Here is a 20,643-nt window from a genome sequence, read left to right as displayed (position 1 = left end):
AACCACGTTTTTCACAGCCGGGATGGAAAAAATTATACGTGAGTCCAATTGAAATGACGAGAAAAAGAGCAGTATTCATCATCAGTATACTGTCATTGTGCCTGGCTGTGCCATCAGGAATGTTTGCTGCCGATGAAAACAGTACCCTTCGACTGGCGCTGCTGCCGATACCTGACGTGCTGCCAGTCTATGTTGCCGCAGAAAAGGGATATTTTGCCGAGCTGGGGATTACGGTTGAAGCTCTTTCGGTCGGCAGTGCCGTCGAGCGCGATCAATTGCTGCAGGCCGGGAGAGTCGATGGCCTGATCAATGAAATCGCCGGTGCCGCCAATTTCAACCGGGAGAAGAACAGGGTGAAAATTGTCTCTGTTGCCCGTTCGCCGCTCGGGAATTCGCCGCTGTTCAGGCTGCTTGCCGCCCCCGGCAGCAATCTTAAAACGGTTGCCGACCTGGCCGGTATCCCCATCGGCATTTCCAAGAACACCATTATTGAATATATAACCACTCGACTGCTCGAGGCAGGCGGGGTATCGGGGCAGGCTATTGCATACCAGTCGGTTCCGGTGCTGCCGGAGCGTTTGCAGCTGCTCATGTCCGGGCAGGTAAAGGCGGTGACACTGCCTGATCCGCTGGGAGTCAGCGCCATAAAAGGGGGGGCCGTTGAAATCGTCAATGATACGGCCCTGAAAAGTGTCAGTGCCAGTGTCGTTACCTTCACGACTGATGTGCTTGTCAAAAAGCAAGACACGGTCAAAAAATTTATGGTGGCGTGGGATAGGGCATGTGGTGATCTCAATAGCGATCCCGCCGCGTTTCAGGCCCTGATGCTGAAAAAGATACGGGTACCGAAAAACATCGAAAATGATTTTCACGTCCCTCCTCTGCCGCGAAAGCAGGTGCCGACCAAAGCCCAATGGGATGATGTCATGGCCTGGATGCTTGAGAGAAATCTCCTTACCGTTCCACTGGCCTATGAAGGTTCCGTTACCTCCGAATTTCTCGCAAAATGACAGGCCTGCGGCAGTGATAGAGATACAAAATCTCACTTTCGGATATGGTGGCCGTTCTTTTCTCTTTGACGATTTCTCCTTTAGAATTAAGCGGGGTGAGTCCTGGACCGTTATCGGCCCGTCCGGCTGCGGCAAAACGACGCTGCTCTATCTCGTTGCCGGCCTGCATAAGCCTCTGCGCGGGGAAATCCGCATCGGCGGGGAGAAGATTGTCCGGGCCAGGCCGTCTACCGGGCTGGTACTGCAGGACCATGGCCTGCTGCCCTGGGCGACAATCCTGGAAAATACCCGGCTGGGCCTGAAGATACGCAAATTTTATGGCCCCGATGGAAAACACAGTCCCGCCAATGCGTTGGGTGATGCGATGGGAGACGAAAAGCGGGTGGACTACTGGCTGCACTGGCTGGGGATTGAACAACTGCAGGGCATGTACCCCGCCCAGTTGTCAAGAGGGCAGCGACAGCGGGCGGCGATCGCCAGGACCCTGGTGCTGGAACCGGATCTGCTGCTCATGGATGAGCCTTTCTCAGCGCTTGACGCCCCGATAAGAGAGGAACTGCAGAAGGTGATGAACCGTTTCCACCTGGAGTCCGGCCTGACTTCGCTCACCGTCACCCATGACATTGAAGAGGCGGTGATGCTGGGGGAAAAGATACTGCTTCTCGGCAACAGCTGTAACCGGGAGCCGCAGATCATCGACAACCATCTGTCCGGCGAGATCGATAAGCGGACCGATCCTGAATTCCTTGAACGGTGCGGTGTCTTGCGTGCGCTTCTGGCGCGCTGCACTACCCGGGCTCACTGCTGAGGGAGGCGCTTACGACCATGAAGAAAAAAGCGACCCTGCTCAGTACCCTTATCGGGATTGTGATGTTTTTCTGCCTCTGGCAGCTCGCGGCCATGCTTATAAATCGGCCTATTCTTCCTTCGCCGATCGTGGTGGTGCCGCTCTTTTTCGCGCATATCACCGGTGAACTGGGCTTGCATTTTCTGGCGTCGGCCGGCCGGGTTCTGGCCGCTGTCTTTCTCGCCACCCTCTTTGCGGCGCCGCTGGGACTGGCGCTTGGGCAGATGCCGCAACTGGACAGGATCCTGAGCCCGCTGATAGCCATTATCTATCCCATTCCCAAGATCATCTTTCTGCCGGTTATTTATGTGCTGATGGGCATCAGCGATTTTTCTAAAATCACCCTCATCGCCATAATTATTTTTTTCCAGATTCTGGTGGTGGTGCGTGATGAAGCATCGGGATTGAAAAAGGAGTTGATCCTCTCCGTCAAATCCCTTGGCGCCGGGCGCCGGGCCCTGTTCCGGTATGTCTATCTGCCGGCGTCGCTGCCGGCGGTATTGACCGCCCTGCGGATCTCGGTCGGCACGGCGGTGGCGGTACTGTTTATTGCCGAACAGTCTTTGACGAGCTATGGGCTTGGCTATTACATAGTGATTGAAACATATCAGGTGCTGCTCTATCCGGAAATGTATACCGGCATTATGGGCATGGGGCTCTTGGGAGTGATGCTCTATTTTGCCATTTATGCTATAGAACTAAAGGTCAGCAAACACCTGTTTATCGAGTGATGGCGTCGTAAAAATTACCCAAAGGGCATAGAAATCTTCGTCTGTGTCGTTGTTGCAATTTTTATATCATTACGACGTACTTTAGTACGCCGAAATGATATAAAAATCTTACGCCTCGCATATGAAGTTTTTTACTTTGCCATCATGAAAATAGAAAATAAAATGAAAGAAAAAAACACTCCCGCTAAATTCAGGCTCTGGCTGATGGCCATCCGACCGAAGACCCTGCCGGCGGCGGTGGGGCCGGTGGCGGTGGGGTGTGCAGTCGCCGCAAGTGATGGGAAATTTGCCTTTGTCCCGGCTTTGTGTTGTCTGCTTGGTGCCATGTTGCTGCAGATCGGGGTTAATCTGGCCAATGATTATTTTGATTTCAAAAATAACATTGACTCCGAGGAGCGCCTGGGGCCGGTACGGGTTACGCAGAGCGGCCTGATCTCGCCGGCTGAGGTGAAACGAGGTATGATCTTCTGCCTGTTTCTTGCGGTCTTGATTTTTCTTTATCTGGCCCAGGCAGGTGGTTGGCCGATCGTGATCATCGGCACGGTCTCGGTGCTGGCAGCACTGGCCTACAGCGGGGGACCTTTTCCTCTTGCCTCCAATGGACTGGGGGAGCTGTTTGTTTTTATCTTTTTTGGCCTGGTGGCGGTAGGCGGGACGTATTTTATCCAGGCCGGACGGGTGAGTCTGCTGGCAATGCTGGCATCGGTACCGCCCGGACTGCTTGTTACCGCCATCATTGTGGTCAATAACCTGCGGGATATCGATACCGATCGCAAGGCGGGTAAAAATACCCTGGCAGTATTTCTGGGCCGCAGGCGGACGATTATCGAATTTAAACTGCTGCTGCTGTTGAGCTATCTGTTTCTGCCGGTAATAATGTCGCTTGGCCTTGCCGACGCCCTTGTGCTGCTGCCGCTGGTAACCGGTCCCCAAGCCTGGCAGCTGGCCAAAAGAATAACCGAAGAACAGGGCGCCCAATTGAATGAATTACTGGCCGGTACCGCCAGGTTGTCGCTTATTTACAGTCTGCTGTTTGGTGCCGGCCTGATGGTTCGCATCAGCTGATTCTTTTTGGATAGATAAGAGAGATGAGAGAGTATGAGTTTTCTTGGAGTAGAAAATAAAATCTTTGTAGTTTTCGGGCTGGCCAATAAAAAGTCCGTGGCCTGTGCCATCGCCCGGACCCTCGTGGAAGAGGGTGCCGAGGTAATTCATGTGGTCAGATCGGAAGAGCGCGCGGTCAATGCCCGTAAACTATTTCCCGCATCCCCGGTTTTTATCTGTGATGTGGAAGACGAACATAATATAATCCGGGTGCGCGATGAGATCGGTGCGGCAATCGGTGTTGCAAAGGGCAAAAGAATTGACGGCATTGTCCATTCCATTGCCTTTGCCAACTATTCGGATGGCATGAAACCATTTCATGAGACGCGAAAAGACGATTTTCTCCAGGCGATAAATGTCTCCTGTTTTTCGTTTATCAGTATTGCCAACCATTTTAAACAGCTTCTGGCAAAAGATGGTTCGATGGTGACGATAACCATCTCCACCACCCGCATGGCCGCAGAGAACTACGGCTATATGGCGCCGATCAAAGCCGCTTTGGACTCGTCACTGTGTTTTCTGGCCAAGAGTTTCGCGGAGTTTTCCCGGGTACGCTTTAACGCAGTGGCACCCGGTCTTTTGAAGACCTCCGCCTCCGCCGGAATTCCCGGATATATCGACAGTTATCTCTTTGCCGAAAAAGCGACGCTGAGAAAAAAAGCCCTGGAGACCCGGGAAGTGGCCGACACCGCCGCCTTCCTGCTTTCGGCCAGGGCCTCCGGCATCAACTGCCAGACCATTGTCATCGATGCCGGGATGGCGGTGAACTATTTTGATAAAGAAATTGTTACCAAAGCAGTACAATAAAAAATGTGCTTACCACTAAAGCTCAGCTGAAAAGATCCAAAGCGATATGAGGTGCCTTTTGCGCGGGTGTCCCGCAGCCTGGATGGCTGCGGTCAAGCCCCCAGGGATGGGTTCATGGTGTCCCGTGCAAAGGGCACCTCATATCCCCATATAGCTGAGGTTTAGTGGTTAATTACCATAAAAAAGAAAAAAGAAAGCGCCCCGAGGGAAGTGCCCCTGGGGGCAAATGAAGAGTTTTTACGACGCCCTAAAAGGAAATATATGATCGACTTTACCATTGATGTGGAAACCTGTATCGGCTGTGGACAATGCGCCTCCGATTGTCCGGCCATGATTATCAGCATGGAAACAGGTATTCCGACCATTGCCCCGGACCTGGAGCAGTTCTGTATACGCTGCATGCATTGTGTGGCGATCTGCAGTGAAGGCTCTGTCTCCATTCATGGTTATGGCCCACAGGAAGGATTGGTGCTGGCCTCGGAACAAGTGACCAAGCCGGAGCAGCTGGAAATGCTCATCAAGGGGCGGCGGTCCGTGCGGAATTATCAGGATGAAAATCTCGATCCGCAACTTATCGACAAACTCATTGAAGTTGCCAGTCATGCGCCCAGCGGCCATAACGATCGGCAGCTGCTCTATACGCTGGTCGACGATAAGGGCGTTGTCTACGATCTGCGGGAAGAGGCTATTGATGGCCTGGAAAAACTGATCGAAGAGAAAAAGCTGCCGGAAGGGATGGAAATGTTCGTCGATATTATCAAGGCCTGGAAGAATTCCGGCACCGATATCCTCTTTCGGGGAGCGCCGCACCTGCTGGTTGTTTCTGCTCCTCAGGAAAACGCCGCACCTTTGCAGGATTGTCTTATTGCCCTGACCACCTTTGAGCTCTATGCCCAGACCTATGGCATAGGTACAATCTGGAATGGTCTGGCGATGCTGACTATTTCCGAGCTTGTCCCGGCGCTGAAAAAGAAGCTCGGTATTCCGGAGGACCACCAGATCGGCTATGTGATGGGCTTTGGTTATCCGGCCATACAATATGAGAGAACGATCAAGAGAGACAAACCGCAGGTGCATAGAGTCAGTTAAGGTTCTTCGATTAAAACCGCAATAATACATTTTAAGGCAGATATGTACGAACAGGTATCCCATACTCTTCTGAACGACATTCTCAACGACATCAAACCGGAGATCTCTGAGCAGGATTTGCGCCATTTCTACACCCGCCTAGGGGCGAATTTTTACGGAATCCACTCACTGTTTCATACCCTCTACGGAGAGAGGGAGGATTTTGCTGAACAGGCGCAGCAACTGGTCGAAACCATGGCCCAGCATTATATAAAGCGCCCGGAAAAACTGCGCCAGCTCGACCTTGCCCGGGAAAAGGATTACAACTGGTTTCTCAGTCAGCAATGGATCGGGATGGCCCTTTACTGCAAGGGGTTCGCCGGCAACCTGCAGGGGCTGCAGGAGCGGTTGCACTATTTTCAGGAGCTGGGGGTGAACCTGGTGCATGTAATGCCGATACTGCGTTGTCCCGAGGGGAGCAGCGACGGCGGCTATGCGGTCAGTGATTTTCGTGAGATCAACCCGGAAGTTGGCACGTTGGAGGACCTTCAGCAGCTTGCCGCTGAGATGAAAAAACGCGACATTCTGCTGGTGCTCGATGTTGTCGTCAATCACACTTCCAACATGCATTACTGGGCGAAGCGGGCCAAGGCCGGCGAGAAGAAATACCAGGACTATTACTACACCTTTGAAACCCGTAATGTTCCCGATATGTTTGATCAGACCATGCCTGAAATCTTTCCGGAAACGGCGCCTGGTAATTTCACCTGGAGTGAAGAAATGGGCCGCTGGGTTATGACCGTCTTCAATGATTTTCAGTGGGATCTCAACTATAGCAATCCATCGGTTTTTATCGAAATGCTGAATATCATCCTCTTCTGGGCCAACCAGGGGGCCGATATTCTGCGGCTCGACGCGGTGGCCTTTCTCTGGAAAAAAATTGGCAGTACCTGTCAGAATGAGCGTGAAGCACATTTGATCCTGCAGCTGCTGAAGGACTGCTGCCAGGTCACCGCACCGGGCGTGGTCTTTATAGCCGAGGCGATTGTCGCACCGGTGGAAGTTATTAAATATTTCGGCGAGGATGCAGTCATCGCCAAAGAGTGTGAAATTGCCTACAACGCTACGTTCATGGCGCTGCTTTGGGATGCCGTGGCAACCAAAAATGCATGTCTGCTCAATCATGGAATTAAAAGCCTGCCGGTCAAACTGGATCGGGCTACCTGGTTGAATTATGTCCGCTGCCACGATGATATAGGATTGGGGTTTGATGACCGGGATATTCTTCTCTGCGATTACGAACCGGCCCGGCACCGTAAATTTCTGATCGATTATTTCACGGGCAAGTTTGAGAAATCCCATGCCCGGGGGCTCCCGTTCGGACAGAATGCCAAGACCGGCGACGCACGTATCTCCGGTTCTCTTGCCTCCCTGGTGGGACTCGAACATGCGCTTGAAATCGGCGATAACAAAGCAGTCGATGATGCTGTCAAGCTGATTCTGCTGCTGCACAGCATGATTTTGTCATTTGGCGGCATCCCGCTGCTTTACTACGGGGATGAAATCGGCACCCTGAACGATGATTCCTACCGGGATGATCCCTATAAAAAGGGCGATACACGCTGGGTACACCGGCCATCAATTGACTGGGAGAAAGCAGAACTGAGGAACACGCCCGGTACCGTCGAGTATGGCGTTTTCAGTGCATTAAAACGGATGATTGCTATCCGCAAAGAAATCGAAGTCTTTGCCGATTTCAACAATCGCGAACTGATCGAGGTCGAAAACCCACATCTGTTTGTGTTCGGCCGTTACCACATCCAGAAACCAACCGAACAGGTCCTGGTGATTGCCAACTTCAGCAACCAGCCGCAGCATCTCAACCTGGATGATCTGGGGAGCTGGGGGGCGAAATATCGTCCGCTGGTTGACCTGTATCAAGGGACACACCCGGATATTTTCAAAAACAGCCTGGTGATTCCGGGATTTGGTTTTTACTGGTTGTGCGAGCGATAAATAATAAACGAGAGATCCTGAGATACATTTGCCATCAGAAATTTCGTTGCATCTCCAGGGCAATCATCCCCTCACGAGGGGGAGTAAAATGAGGACCTTCTGGTGAGGGGCTAGATTTTACTTAATCAATTGTGCATTTCTGTCGATTGAGTATTAAGAAGCGCAAATATCGATGCATGTCGATGATTATAAATATCTGGAGGCAACCATGTCCTTATCATCAATCACAAATAACACTTTAAAAGCAAATCAAGGCAATAATCAAAATTCTGGAACTGGTGTGGAACAATCAGAAAAGAGGAAGGGTGGTCTTCTTTCTGCGAGTGAAATTGCGAAATTCAGTGACAATGTCACACTCACTGAGCCAGGCAGTATCCAAAATTCAGAAAAAACTGCTGGCCCTGTTGCGCTCGATAACAACTCGGCGGATAAAGTATTGCAGGATGTCATGAAAAAAATCATGACAAATAGTAAAGCCGCGTTATCTGCCCAGGCTCATTTCACCCCCCAGGCTGCGCAGGCACTTCTTGCTGATTAGGAAGATTCAAGGCGAAAAGTATATGCTGCAGGTAACAAACATTGCCGTAATGAAGCGCGTTGCTGTTTGCACCTGCTGTAAAAGGTTCATGCTGCGAAACAAACAACTCTCATCCAACTCCCTGACAGTTTTCCTGCTTTTTATGGTGGCTACCCTGCTCTTTGGTTGTTCATCAATGAAAGAAGCGGAGCTGCTTTCTCAAAACAATCTGTTGCAAGAGAAAAACAGCCAATTGGCGGCCGAACTTGCCGAAGAGAATGTCGTAACCGCCAGCTTGCAGATGAAGTTAGTGGAGAAACAGACGGAAATCGACAGGATAAAAGTCACGCAGGAACATCTTGCCCAGGAGATCTCCCAGACCAAGGCAAGAAAACCTGCACCCAAAACCAGGGTTGAGGTGGTGACCTATCTGGCTGAGGTGGAGACGGATAGTAATGCTGCAAAGGAACGCGCCTTAGACAGCGAGCAGCCCATCTTTGTGCAGGTCGATCGTTTCATCGCCGAGAGCAAGGTTGAGCTTGAGCGAGGCAATGACGAGGCTGCCTATTCTCGAGCGTCCCAGGCGATGGAATTGACCCAGACTATACAGAACAAAAGAGCCTTGAGCAAGAAGATGGAAGAGAGTCCCTATGCAGATTTCATCCTCCCCCTGAATCTTCATTTAGCAAAACGAAGCAATATTCGCAAAGAGCCCAGCGAACGCGGAAAAGTCTTAGGGACCCTGACTCCGGGGACACCGGTTACCGCCAGCGGGTCTCAAGGTGACTGGATTAAAGTGATGATCAACAATGGGCAAAAGGGCTGGATCCATTATTCCTTACTGGCCGTTCCTGAAAAAACTCTTCCAGTTTGCAAACCTGTCAAATAACCGGGATTCATTCGGGCTCATCCTGATCGACATGAGAGGAGATCGATGCATTGTCCGAAGCCAGGAAAATCCGGTTTCGACCTGCCTCTTTGGCGGCATACAAGGCGTTATCCGCCCTGCCGATCATGCTGATACCATCCTTGTCTTCCTCTGTGACTCCGGTTAATCCGACACTGATGGTGATATGCAGAGACAACTCTTTCCAGGTAAAGATATGCTGGTCCACCGCCTGCCGGATCCGCTCGGCAGTCTGCAGGCCCTCATGAATGTCGGTTTTTCCCAGGATGACAAAGAATTCCTCGCCCCCGTAGCGTCCGGCACTGTCCACAATACGCAAGGAATCCTTGAGAATGCGGGCGAGTTGAATCAGAACGGAATCACCCGCCAGATGTCCATGGGTATCATTGATTGATTTGAAATAATCGATATCAATCATCAGGATGGAAAATTCCGATCTATATCTGCGATAATTTGCAAAATTGGTCGCCAGATCCGCCATGATCTGCTTCCGATTTGCCAGTCCGGTAAGCGGATCGGTTGTGGCTAATTGCTCAAGCGCAACCTGATTCTCCTTCAATCGACACACCATCTGATTAAACATCCCGGTGACAATGCCGAGTTCGTCATTTCTATGTATAGCGACGGAGACATCCAGATCTCCGTCGGCAACCCGCAACACACCGTTGGTTAAGGATTTGAGTGGGATGATGATCTGACTGGCGATGAGGGTCGCAGTAGAGCCGATGAGTATGGTGAGGAAAAAGGTAATTAAAACGATTTGATCGCGTGCCTGCATCAGCCCGGCAAAGACACTGTCGTAGTTTTCGGTAATGAGGAGCCCCATTGGAAGATCGGTAAAAGCAGTCGCGAGACCAACAACCCGCACATTCCGGTCATCAATGAAGTCATGAAGGTGGTGTGGATTGCTGAACAGGTCCACTCCCTGAACCGAGGTGCTGGTCGTTTCTGTATGATTTTCTGGCGAGGCCGTGGACAAAAGAGAGCGACCTTCTCTGTTAAGCAGAATGACCGTTCCGGTGGTCATTCCTGATAGAGCGGCCTTGAGATGCGGCAGCAGCCCCTGCAGCCGTACCTCCATGACAAAAAATCCAAGCTGGGTGGAGCTTTGCTCCAAAAAAACAGGAACGCCGACAACGATCATGGGTGAGGGCTCACCTTCAATAAAATATGCCTCTCCCGTAAAAAAAGGTGACTTGTCGATCTGGCTTTTCCAGTTTTCAGGCAGGGCGACCGGGCGATTCTTATCGGATGTGTCTGAGGCGGCCAGGATTTGCCCCTCGCTGTCGAGCACCAGTAAGCGTTGGTAATTCGTGAATTGATTTCTGATAAGAGTCAGATACGTGCTGATTACGCGCAGATACGATGATGATGATGATGTTGCCTCATTTGGTATTTTGTCTTCGTTTGCTGCTAGGTATTGCTTTAAATTGTCGAGGACGACAAACGAGTTGGCGAAAACACGCAGATCGTAATTTCGCTCCTTGAACCACAGGTTGGTTTCACGTTCAGCGATTTCGGCTGCATTAACCAGATTTTTTTCAACTTTCTCGGTTGTGGCCTTGTGGCTCAGGTCATACCAGAACCAGCCCATTCCCAATGAAGGGATCATGGTGACCAGAATTGAGAAAAATAGAATCCGATTACGAATAGACCGGAAGCCGGGGATGTTTTGTTTATTCTTCATAAGCTCAGGGAAGAGAGAGTGACCTGGGGCTGACATGCTGTCCATAATGATATATCAATACGCACTGAAACAATAAGCATCATGATTCACGTAGTGCACTTTTTGTGCTTCTCCATCCGGAGTTCTTTGCAAACAATCCGCTTTCCTGCCGTTCATCCTTAGTAGCTGTTCACCACTACCGTTGCAGGTATACTCCTGCAAACTGCCTGGATAACAAATTGTAATGTCAAATAGCCGGTGGTATTAATATAATGACCAGTTCTTACGAGAGATATCTCTGCCATGCCGTAGTGGTATGATAGTATTGGAAATTTTCATTTAAGCGATGCTGTCCCTGTAAAACACTCGTCTGTGGGTGGTGTGCATATCCAGCCTTTAAAAAGTATAACACGTCCGCATGAACGAAGAGCAGTGTAATTTTTTTCAGCAATGGGCGAAACATCATATCCTGACTTTCCAGGAGGTTGACCCCCTGCATCAGCAGAGTCTGGACCTGAAGGAAGCACACACCTTCCGTGTGTGCGCGGCCATTGCGCGTATTGCATCAGGTCTTGGTCTTATGGAAAACGATATCCGGATTGCTTTCGTGACGGCTTTATTTCACGACATCGGTCGGTTTCCCCAGTACCAAAAATACCGGACCTTTCGTGATCTTGATTCCGATAATCATGCCAAGCTTTCCCTTTGGGAGTTGAATCGTCACCGCGTCCTCCACACATTGAATTTTGCCGAGCGTCGGATCATCAGTCTCGCCATTCTGTTTCACAACCGGCTCCGTCTGCCTGAAAATCTTGATCCGCAAACTTTGCTTCACTGCCAACTCATCCGTGATGCGGATAAAATTGACATTCTGCGGGTCATGTCCGAGCACTTTCAAATGGCAGAATCTTTGCGAAATCCCGTTATTACCCTTGGATTGGGAACAGGCACGCAGGTACGTGAAGAGGTCTATCGTATGCTGCTCGATGGACGGATCATGAACTACGGCAAGCTAAAAACCATCAATGAATTGAAAGTACTGCAGATGAGTTGGGTTTTCGATATACATTTCCGGCCAACTTTTGTGATTCTGCGGGAGCGAGACAATATTGGAGCAATCGCCGCCACGCTGCCCGATACACCACTTCTTCGAGAGGCACTGGATTTCGTCAACAGCTATATCGAGAAGCGTTTGAAGTACTAGTGGCTTGCAGTTTGCATAACCTGGAACACCTCAAGTAAAAAATTCATAGACCTTCTGTCGATAATAACCTGCCTTCTTTGCCAAGCGATCCGCACGCAAGACCGAAAAAGATACCTTTAGCTCGAGCTAAACAGCCTTGTAAAAATACACATCTGTAACATTATCAATATCTTTAGCTGCACGACTATTTCCCTTTGACGGATATTTTTTTAAGTTATACTAAGTTGTAATACGTCTTTATAAACACAAATAACCCTGGGGCTGAACAGCATGATTCTGATACAAAATGGTGACATCTACACCCCGTCTGCCCTTGGCAGAGGCGACGTGTTGATTGGTGGAGGCAGGATACTCCACATCGCGGAGCATATTGATCCGGCAAGCCTGCCTGGCAAAAACGACCTCATTGATGCCAAAGGCATGGCCGTGACGCCAGGATTCATCGATGGACATCAGCATTTCACCGGTGGAGGTGGGGAGGGTGGTTTTCACACCCGCACCCCCGAGATGCAGCTGTCGATGAACTTTGACAACGGGGTAACAACAGCCGTGGGGCTGCTTGGCACCGACTCACTGACCCGATCAGTGGAGAGCCTCTACGCCAAAACCGAAGCCTTCAACAATGAAGGAATGACCGCCTTTATGCTGACCGGTGCCTACTGGCATCCATCCCCCACTGTCACCGGTTCAATAGGGCGTGACCTTACCTATCTCAGACCGGTAATCGGCCTGAAACTGGCCCTGGCCGATACCCGGGGACCCCTGTTGACTGCCGAGGACCTGGCGGCCATGGCCGCTGAAATTCGTGTGGCCGCGCTGGTCGCCGGCAAGCCGGGAATCATGACCATTCACACCGGGATCAAAGAAGAGCGGCTGCAGCTGCTCTTTATGGTGATAAAAAAATACGGCATTCGCGCTGATACCTTTATTCCCACTCACGTCAACAGGAAGGATCTGCTCCTGCAGGAACAGGTCTTCCAGCTTGCTGAAATGGGCGCAACCGCCGATGCGACCTGCCTGACGGAAATGCCGACCGAACAGGACAACTACCTTTCTGCAGCCGACTTCGCCGTCCTTGCCGATAATCGCGGCCTTTTCGACCGGATCACCTTCAGCTCCGATGCCGGCGGTTCCATGCCTCGCTGGGATAAGGAACGTAAACACATCGTCGGTATGGGCATCGACACCCCTGTCTCCCTCTGTTTTGAGCTGAACAGGCTGGTTAATACATTGCACATGAACCTTGAAAAAGCCCTGAAACCGCTGACCACAACTCCGGCTCGACTTTATGGTTTACAAGGACGTAAGGGAGTGATCGCTGCCGGGGCTGATGGGGATGTTCTCATCCTTGACCCATCGGCCATGCGCATTGTCGATGTTGTCGCCGGTGGAGCCATTGTCAAAAGAGACGGGTGCCTTCTGAAAAAAGGTTATTTTGAGCAAGGATAGGCAGATGCACTCTGACGAAATCCTTTCGGTGAGTTGCTCCGTGGCAAAGGGGGGAAACACTTGCCATTGCTGGAGAATTCGGATCCGGAAAAATAGTAACTTTGCAGTGGGTATGCAGCTTCTCGCCCATGTGCGCACAGATCCAGGCAAAATCGAACTGCGTCGCAAGAACGGTCAGGCTCAGGACAGCACAACTCTCTCCAACAAGGAAGCAGGGAAGGTTCGAGGCCTTGACATGTTGATGATCTTCCAGGAGCCGATGACCTTGCTCCACCCCGAAAATAAAGTGAGCTGTTCATGAAGCCGTTTATCGCAATCGTCTGCTATACCGACGAAAACCAGCATGGCATCCCGTCCCACATTCTACCCATCGCTTATACCACAGCTATTGAAGCGGCAGGGGGCATACCGTACATCATCCCATTTACCAGACAGATTGAACAATTGTCTGCGATGCTGCAAATTGCCCATGGTGTTCTTTTGACCGGCGGCATTGACATTGCCCCGCAACATTACGGAGAAAAGAAAAGAGATCGCTGCGGCAGAACCAACTGTGAACTCGATGCATACCAGTTTGCGGCTTTTCGCATCGCTCGTGAAAGCAAAAAACCAGTACTGGCAATATGCCGGGGTGCACAGCTGGTGAATGTGGCTCTGGGTGGCACTCTGTATCAGGACATTTTTTCTGAACTCTCAACTCCTCTGCACTGCCATTCCGGTGGAGAGTGCATACCTGGTGTTGATCATAAGGTATTTATTGAACCGGAGTCGAAGCTGCATCATTTATTTGGTTCCACAATCACCGTCAACTCCCGGCATCATCAAGCAATCAAAACACCGGGAAAAGATCTATTGATCACAGCATTGGCCTCCGATGGTATTATCGAAGCCGCAGAGCACAGAGAGCTGCCGATCACTCTTGTCCAGTGGCATCCGGAGCTCATGATGTCCGTCACCGAAAAAACGATGTTGCCACTCTTTAAAACTCTAATAAAATGTTCCAGCTAATTTCAACGCAGCGTCGCTTTGGCAACATCAGCTCAGTCACAAACAGGAACCCGGTGCCTGGCTCCGCAGATGTTAGAGAGAGTTACAGCTTCAGCTTTAATGTCAAAGCTTCGTAGCTTCCAGCCTTTGGAGGCAGGTTATGGCATGGGCTGCAAGTTGAGGGAAAAATTCTCTGAAGTCCCTGGCAAATTTTTCATAATCTTTTTGCAGGTCGTCTATGGCACTATCCATCGAAGACTGGAAGGCAGCTCTTTTGGCCATGCCATGCAGTGCTCTGTTGACCCCTTCCAGCTTCGCATAATTAAGGAGCCAATTGTTGGCTATCATTTGAGGAATTACCTGTTGAGCTTTTTGGGGAAGGACATTTCCAAAGCGTTGAATGGTCGAATAGGAATGACAGGCAAACTCTTTAAGCGAGGTGCTGCTGTATTCAGGCCAGTTTTTAGCCAGAAAATGATCGTAGAATATATCCACAATAACCGATGAATAATGCCTGTGTTTTTGCCAAAGCCGCTGTTTACTCTCTGCGACCAGAGGATGCCGGTCCGTGAATGCGTCAATTTCTCTATGCAGCAGAATGCCCAGATAAACCTCTCGTGGGTAATGTTCTCCTTCTTTTCCTTTTATGAAATCAGTGATGAAATTGCCTATCATCACCTGATCGGAATCGCCGGAAAGATATAAATGTGCCAAGAAATTCATGTGTATCGGGTAAAACCTGGAAAAAAAATGGAAAAGCAAAAAGGGTCGTTATTATTTTTGGGTACAGGTCGAGGGTGTTCGAAACTGAATTGTTATATACATACGCACCACGCGTCATTTGGTCAAAGTCCAATCTTACAAGATACTGCCGCGCAATTTTTCATCCCAATATGGGGGGCTGCCGTAACATCCACCAAAATAGTCGATAAAAACCCTGACCTTGGGAGCCAGGAGTCGAGAACTGGGATAGACTGCCCATATGGCGGTTTCGGAAACCAATGGGTAGTCCCGCAATATCTGCACCAGTTCTCCCCGCTCCAGGTGCTGATAGACACTCCATGTAGAAGAAATTGCAATACCTAGTCCATCGGCACACGCATCCCGGACGGTTTCTCCATGATCGGTCCGCACGCGTCCCTTTGTCTTAATGCTCACCTGACCGGTGGGAGTCTCAAATACCAAAGTTTCAAGGCCCAGCAAATTAATGCATTGATGGTCGCGCAACTCATCCGGTCTTCTCGGTTCACCAAACCTCGCCAGATACTCCGGGGATGCACAGACAATTCGCTTGTCGGGTGCCAGTTTGCGGGCAATCATCGTTGAATTCTTTAAATCTGCATTACGGATGGCTATATCAAATCCACCCTCAACCAAATCGACTATCGAATCAGAAAAGTGCAAATCGACAGAGAGGTCAGGGTAGTGCGATAAAAAACCCTTTAAGGTCGGCACCAGATGCATGCGACCGAAAGAAGAAGGGGCAGTGACCCGCAGGTTTCCTTTAGGCAACACATCCCCAGCCCCGACCGATGCACGGGCGGCTTCAATGCTTGCAAGGACTTCTTCCGCGTGCGGAAGAAGTGCCACCCCTTCTTCCGTCAGGGATACTTTCCGAGTGGTTCTATGGATCAGGCGGACACCAAGCTCTTCTTCAAGCTTGCCTATATGCGTACTTGCCACCGCAGGTGACAGCCCGAGTTCTTTGCCGGCCAGGCTGATGTTATTGGTCGTGGCCACCCGGATAAAGAGTTTGAGGTGTTCAATGTTCATTTTTAATTTTGATTGTCCTTAATGTTCAGCTACTGAATCAGGGGGTGAGCTGTTCGTGTCTCGGGACGCCGTAAACCCATCCCTGGGGGCTTCGCTGCAGCCGTCCATGGCTGCAGAGACCCGAGACACGAACAGCTCACCCCCTTCCATGCCGATAGGCTGAGTTTGAGGGGTAATCAAATTTTTAATTATCAATATAAACTATAAACTGATTCTGTATTTTGCCCTATTATCCTCGATTACTTTGGTAATTATAGTCCGATCATGCAATCAAAAAGAATCAACGATGCAGAAAAGTTTCGACCATCTTCAATGAGAGATTGTCGGACAGTAATGATTTGAACGAAATACATTGGACATAAACAAACACATCGGAGACGCAAACATGAAGGCAATAGGATACAAGCAGGCAGGACCAATTACCGCACAAGACGCTTTGATCGAATTTGAAGCAGCAACACCGGTACTCGGGCCACGTGATCTTTTAGTTGAGGTCAGGGGCATTTCGGTAAATCCAGTGGATGTGAAGGTTCGCGCCATGCCTGAATTAGGACCGGAAAAAGGTCAGACCAAGATCATTGGCTATGATGCTGCGGGCATTGTTCGTGAAATCGGCAGCGATGTCCGCACATTCAAGGTTGGCGATGCAGTCTATTACGCCGGTGAAATCACCCGGCCGGGTACCAACTCCGCATATCATGCCGTTGATGAGCGAATCGTCGGGAAAAAACCGAAATCCCTCGGGTTCGCTGAGGCAGCCGGATTTCCCCTGACCTCTATAACCGCCTGGGAGATCTTGTTTGACTCCTTCGGTCTCAAGGAAGGAGATGGGAAGGGTGAGAGCCTGCTGATCGTCGGCGCTGCAGGAGGTGTCGGTTCCATTCTCATTCAACTCGCCAAGAAGCTCACGGGGCTGACGGTGATCGCCACCGCCTCCCGCCCAGACACCATCGAGTGGGTCAAAAAAATGGGCGCCGACCAGGTAATCAATCACCGGGAGTCACTGGTAGAGCAGGTCAAGGCCCTGGGGATTCAGCCGCGCTATGTTGCAAGCCTTAATGGAACAGAAGGACATTTTCCGGCGATCGTCGAGCTTATCAAGCCTCGGGGGCATATCGCGCTGATCGATGACCCCCAGTCTCTTGCCATCAATTCCATCAAACCCAAGGCGCTCAGCTTTAGTTGGGAATTTATGTTTGCCCGTTCGATGTTTCAAACGGAGGACATGGAAAAACAGCATGAATTGCTGAATCGGGTAGCGGAGCTCATTGACGGGGGTACGTTGATTTCCACTGTGACAAAAAATCTCGGCAAAGTCAGTGCTGCAATGCTTAAGCAGGCTCACGTGCAGCAGGAAAGCGGCCGTGTTATTGGTAAGAACGTGCTTGACGGCTTTGATGCATAAAGAGAAGTGAACGATCCGGCCTATGGGTTCAAACAATGGGAAGAACCGTTGAATCGAGTCGGCCTGCATTGAATTAAGGAAACAAAATTATGCAAAAAACAATTCTCATTACAGGGGCCACTGACGGCATCGGCTTAGAAACAGCCAGGATGCTGGTATCATTGGGCCACCACGTTTTGTTGCACGGGCGAAACCAGGCAAAACTTGACCAGCTGGAGAGAACACTGTCCGCGTTGTCAGACGCTGGGCATGTTGAAAGTTACGTGTCTGATGTATCGCACATGGCCAATGTTGAGAGACTGGCCAAGGCGGTGAGTGAGAAGCACGACAAACTCGATGTCCTCATCAATAATGCAGGCGTCTACCGTGCACCGGATCGTATTACGCTGGACGGGCTTGATGTCCGGTTTGCCGTCAATACGATTGCCCCCTATCTGCTGACCAGGCGGCTTGTGCCGCTGCTTGGCGTGTCAGGACGAGTAATCAATCTGTCCTCCGCTGCCCAGTTTCCGGTTCATCCGGAAGCGCTGGCGGGGCGGGGCGAATTGTCTGACGGGGCGGCGTATGCGCAAAGTAAACTGGCGCTGACCATGTGGTCCCGCAGGATGGCCCTTGCGCTTCGAGAAGACGGCCCGGCGATTATTGCGGTTAATCCCGGGTCGATGCTCGGCAGCAAGATGGTGAAACAAGCCTATGGCGTGGCTGGTGGCGATCTCCGTATCGGCGCGGAAATTCTCTGCCGCGCGGCTCTGTCGGAAGAATTCTCTGCTGCCTCCGGCCGGTATTTTGACAATGATATCGGTCATTTTTCTTCGCCCCATCCCGATGCACTAAATCCACAGAAATGTGCAGAGATTGAACGCGTAATCGAGGCAATTCTGGCTGAAATAGCACAAAAAAAATGTGATTACCACTAAAGTTCAGCTTAAAAGATCCAGAGGGATATGAGATGCCCTTTGCACGGGTGTTCCGCAGCCTGGATGGCTGCGGTCAAGCCCCCAGGGATGGGTTTATGGCGTCCCGTGAAAAGGGCACCTCATATCCCCATATAGCTGAGGTTTAGTGGTAATCACAAAAAAAAAAGTAGGAGGCTGCCGGTTTATCCGGACGAGGAGAGAGCAATGTATTACGAAGGAAAAGTGTACCGGCCCTGGATGGAGGCCGATAGTTTACTGATACAGACAACCCTGGGCTGTACCCATAATAAATGCACCTTTTGCGACATGTTCAGGGATAAGCGATTTCGCATCAGGAAAATCGAGGATATCTTTGCCGATATAGACGAAGCGAGCAATGCGTATCGGCATATCAGATCTATCTTTCTCATCGACGGGAACGTACTGGCCCTGAAGACCGAGTTTCTTCTGGATATTCTTGAAAAAATCACCACAACCATTCCGGAGTGTTCAAAGATTTCCCTCTATGCCGGGTTGAATGATCTCCGGCGTAAATCCGTAGAAGAACTCACGGAACTGAAAAAAGCAGGGTTAACTCTGGCGTATGTCGGTCTGGAGTCCGGTGACCGCGTCACCCTGGAGCGGATCCAAAAAGGGCTGACGCCGGAACAGGCCGAGGAGGGAATGGCAAAGGCCAAGGCGGCCGGTATTGCAGTACTTGCTTCTATTATCTTTGGAATAGGTGGTAAAGAACGTTCCCAGAAACATATCGTTGCAACCACGAGGCTGCTCAACATCATGCAGCCCGAACAATTAGCCCCTATGGCACTGACAATACAACCGGGCACGCAACTTGCGAACCAGATTGAGACGGGTGCATTCATCCAGGCAACCCCGCTGCAGATCCTTGAGGAGGAAAGGTACCTTCTGAAAAATATGACTTTCAAGACCATTTACTGGGGAGATCACGGCAATAATATTGTATCTTTAAAGGGCAGTCTGCCTGAATCCCAGGAACTGTTTCTGCAAAAAATTGAGCTTGCAATTGCCAATCATCCGGTGACGAAACAGGAAATACTCCTGACATCACCATGGTAAAAGGCAGGACCGATTTCAAGGGTACATATGGCCAGCAATAAGGTATAGGAGGCAGTGATATGGCATTATTTCTTGTTCAACATGGCCGCAGCGCATCGAAGGATATCGACCCGGAAAAGGGACTTACCGATCTCGGTAAATCCTTGACTGTATTTCTGCCCGCTTGAAAGAGATCTCACCAATACCCGCAACCTGCATGGTGCGCAGTACTACCGGGAATCCTCGTTTTTGTCGGTCAAGTCGCTGAAATCTCTACGTAATGTTTCCAGTCTTTCGCGGTACGCGTTGTAGTCGCCATACTCCAGGAATTTATAGTAGCGATTGTGAAAGGTGCGCAGCTTTCTGGCATGTTTGATAGGACACCAGTACTGTTCCGTTCTGGCAGCAATCTCCTGGAGATAGGCAAGCAGGCCGTTAAAATATTCGCAGTAGGAACAATTCAACTTTTCAATTGGATTCAGGTAATCGAGGCTGTGCCTGTCGATAACTATATAGTCGTTCCTTTTCACTTTAGGTATGCGATACACCGGAAAACATAGGAATTGATAGATGGAAACCGCCGCATCCAAAATCAGTGCCGGGACGATACAAGACCAGATAACCGGTACGGTGAGAATAACAAAGAAAGATGTACTGCCAAGGTAGGTGGAAATTCTGGTTGCGATTGTTCGGTGGATTTTTTTTGTTTCTTCTTCGAAATATACGCGTTTCCCTTTGATTTTATAGAGAAACTGTTCTTCCTTTCTCTGGATTTCAGTCAGCAGTTCTTTTTCCAGCCGTTTGATTTCTTCGATGATCTCCTCTAATTTTTTCAAGTCAGACATGGTTTCTTCTTCTTTTATGGGCAAGAACCCGGCAGCGACCGAACTGCTAAAAATGCAATGTTCCGACCACGGTGTGTCACTTTGAAAAGTGCAATCATGAGAGGATGTGCAAGACGCCGAAATCGACATCTTTTTTTAACGTATACCATGTTTGCGAAGAGTTGCGACATCTTCTTTTGCCGGCGCCGCATGCGGAGAAGGCGAGTCCGTATTACCCTGGTTGCCAAACGATACGCTGGTGCGGTTGTTCGGCAGCCGACAGGGTCTGTGACTTGCTTGGCGCAATCCGCGTTATTATAGTGTTGTTATTCTATCAAAGGGCGTTGGCAAAAGT

Annotated in this window: 20 protein-coding genes; 16 read left to right on the top strand and 4 right to left on the bottom strand. The window is 50.2% G+C overall.

Annotated elements, in window-relative coordinates:
* The first annotated feature begins 38 nt into the window (after positions 1-38).
* From FCL47_RS10820 to FCL47_RS10780, 9 genes are all read left to right on the top strand, one after another.
* Positions 39-1,010, top strand: coding sequence for an ABC transporter substrate-binding protein (locus tag FCL47_RS10820; protein ID WP_136813514.1), 972 nt, complete (start codon positions 39-41; stop codon positions 1,008-1,010).
* Between the two features lie 13 nt (positions 1,011-1,023).
* On the top strand, positions 1,024-1,818 hold the full coding sequence (locus FCL47_RS10815; protein WP_167496462.1) for an ABC transporter ATP-binding protein: 795 nt from the start codon (positions 1,024-1,026) through the stop codon (positions 1,816-1,818).
* Between the two features lie 17 nt (positions 1,819-1,835).
* Positions 1,836-2,588, top strand: coding sequence for an ABC transporter permease (locus FCL47_RS10810; protein ID WP_136813512.1), 753 nt, complete (start codon positions 1,836-1,838; stop codon positions 2,586-2,588).
* A 162-nt stretch (positions 2,589-2,750) separates the two neighbouring features.
* Positions 2,751-3,653 carry a 1,4-dihydroxy-2-naphthoate polyprenyltransferase gene (locus FCL47_RS10805; protein WP_205747284.1) on the top strand — a complete coding sequence of 301 codons (903 nt, stop codon included), beginning with the start codon at positions 2,751-2,753 and terminating at the stop codon, positions 3,651-3,653.
* 33 nt (positions 3,654-3,686) lie between these two features.
* A complete protein-coding gene (locus FCL47_RS10800; protein WP_136813510.1) occupies positions 3,687-4,499 on the top strand; it encodes an enoyl-ACP reductase in 813 nt (270 codons plus the stop codon).
* Positions 4,500-4,760: 261 nt separating this feature from the next.
* On the top strand, positions 4,761-5,588 hold the full coding sequence (locus FCL47_RS10795) for a nitroreductase family protein (RefSeq protein WP_136813509.1): 828 nt from the start codon (positions 4,761-4,763) through the stop codon (positions 5,586-5,588).
* A 42-nt stretch (positions 5,589-5,630) separates the two neighbouring features.
* Complete coding sequence (locus FCL47_RS10790) at positions 5,631-7,583, top strand: alpha-amylase family glycosyl hydrolase (protein ID WP_136813508.1); 1,953 nt, start codon at positions 5,631-5,633, stop codon at positions 7,581-7,583.
* Positions 7,584-7,755: 172 nt separating this feature from the next.
* Positions 7,756-8,121, top strand: coding sequence for a hypothetical protein (locus FCL47_RS10785; protein ID WP_136813507.1), 366 nt, complete (start codon positions 7,756-7,758; stop codon positions 8,119-8,121).
* Positions 8,122-8,143: 22 nt separating this feature from the next.
* Positions 8,144-8,989: an SH3 domain-containing protein gene (locus tag FCL47_RS10780; protein ID WP_136813506.1), complete on the top strand. Its 846-nt coding sequence runs from the start codon at positions 8,144-8,146 to the stop codon at positions 8,987-8,989.
* Positions 8,990-8,996: 7 nt separating this feature from the next.
* Here the strand turns inward: FCL47_RS10780 and FCL47_RS10775 are convergent, their stop codons facing one another.
* Entirely contained in the window at positions 8,997-10,694 is a 1,698-nt protein-coding gene (locus FCL47_RS10775; RefSeq protein WP_167496461.1) for a diguanylate cyclase, read from the bottom strand.
* A 397-nt stretch (positions 10,695-11,091) separates the two neighbouring features.
* Here FCL47_RS10775 and FCL47_RS10770 point away from each other — a divergent pair, with 397 nt between their 5' ends.
* The 4 genes from FCL47_RS10770 to FCL47_RS10755 all read left to right on the top strand — a co-directional run bounded on the left by FCL47_RS10770 (position 11,092) and on the right by FCL47_RS10755 (position 14,334).
* Positions 11,092-11,877 (top strand): HD domain-containing protein, encoded by a 786-nt coding sequence (locus FCL47_RS10770; RefSeq protein ID WP_136813504.1) that lies wholly within the window; start codon positions 11,092-11,094, stop codon positions 11,875-11,877.
* 270 nt (positions 11,878-12,147) lie between these two features.
* Positions 12,148-13,326 carry a beta-aspartyl-peptidase gene (gene iadA, locus FCL47_RS10765; RefSeq protein WP_136813503.1) on the top strand — a complete coding sequence of 393 codons (1,179 nt, stop codon included), beginning with the start codon at positions 12,148-12,150 and terminating at the stop codon, positions 13,324-13,326.
* Positions 13,327-13,438: 112 nt separating this feature from the next.
* Positions 13,439-13,627, top strand: coding sequence for a hypothetical protein (locus FCL47_RS10760; protein ID WP_136813502.1), 189 nt, complete (start codon positions 13,439-13,441; stop codon positions 13,625-13,627).
* Positions 13,624-14,334, top strand: a complete 711-nt coding sequence (locus FCL47_RS10755) for a gamma-glutamyl-gamma-aminobutyrate hydrolase family protein (protein ID WP_136813501.1) — start codon at positions 13,624-13,626, stop codon at positions 14,332-14,334. The genes FCL47_RS10760 and FCL47_RS10755 overlap by 4 nt, the downstream gene beginning before the upstream one ends.
* Positions 14,335-14,436: 102 nt before the next feature.
* Here the strand turns inward: FCL47_RS10755 and FCL47_RS10750 are convergent, their stop codons facing one another.
* On the bottom strand, positions 14,437-15,036 hold the full coding sequence (locus FCL47_RS10750) for an ACP phosphodiesterase (protein WP_136813500.1): 600 nt from the start codon (positions 15,034-15,036) through the stop codon (positions 14,437-14,439).
* A gap of 135 nt (positions 15,037-15,171) precedes the next feature.
* Positions 15,172-16,086, bottom strand: coding sequence for a LysR family transcriptional regulator (locus tag FCL47_RS10745; RefSeq protein ID WP_136813499.1), 915 nt, complete (start codon positions 16,084-16,086; stop codon positions 15,172-15,174).
* Positions 16,087-16,471: 385 nt separating this feature from the next.
* Between FCL47_RS10745 and FCL47_RS10740 the strand changes: the two genes are divergently transcribed.
* The 3 genes from FCL47_RS10740 (at position 16,472) to FCL47_RS10730 (ending at position 19,485) form a co-directional block, all read left to right on the top strand.
* Positions 16,472-17,491 carry a zinc-binding alcohol dehydrogenase family protein gene (locus tag FCL47_RS10740; protein ID WP_136813498.1) on the top strand — a complete coding sequence of 340 codons (1,020 nt, stop codon included), beginning with the start codon at positions 16,472-16,474 and terminating at the stop codon, positions 17,489-17,491.
* An 89-nt stretch (positions 17,492-17,580) separates the two neighbouring features.
* A complete protein-coding gene (locus tag FCL47_RS10735; RefSeq protein ID WP_136813497.1) occupies positions 17,581-18,408 on the top strand; it encodes an SDR family NAD(P)-dependent oxidoreductase in 828 nt (275 codons plus the stop codon).
* Between the two features lie 204 nt (positions 18,409-18,612).
* The gene (locus FCL47_RS10730; RefSeq protein ID WP_136813496.1) at positions 18,613-19,485 is read left to right on the top strand and encodes a radical SAM protein; all 873 of its coding nucleotides are present in this window, start codon (positions 18,613-18,615) and stop codon (positions 19,483-19,485) included.
* 209 nt (positions 19,486-19,694) lie between these two features.
* On the opposite strand, the gene FCL47_RS10725 is transcribed toward FCL47_RS10730, so the two are convergent.
* On the bottom strand, positions 19,695-20,309 hold the full coding sequence (locus FCL47_RS10725) for a hypothetical protein (RefSeq protein ID WP_136813495.1): 615 nt from the start codon (positions 20,307-20,309) through the stop codon (positions 19,695-19,697).
* Positions 20,310-20,643 lie beyond the last annotated feature (334 nt).

It is taken from the genome of Desulfopila sp. IMCC35006, from assembly GCF_005116645.1.
Classification (GTDB): Bacteria; Desulfobacterota; Desulfobulbia; order Desulfobulbales; family Desulfocapsaceae; genus Desulforhopalus_A.
This window is presented reverse-complemented; position numbering and strand designations above follow the sequence as displayed.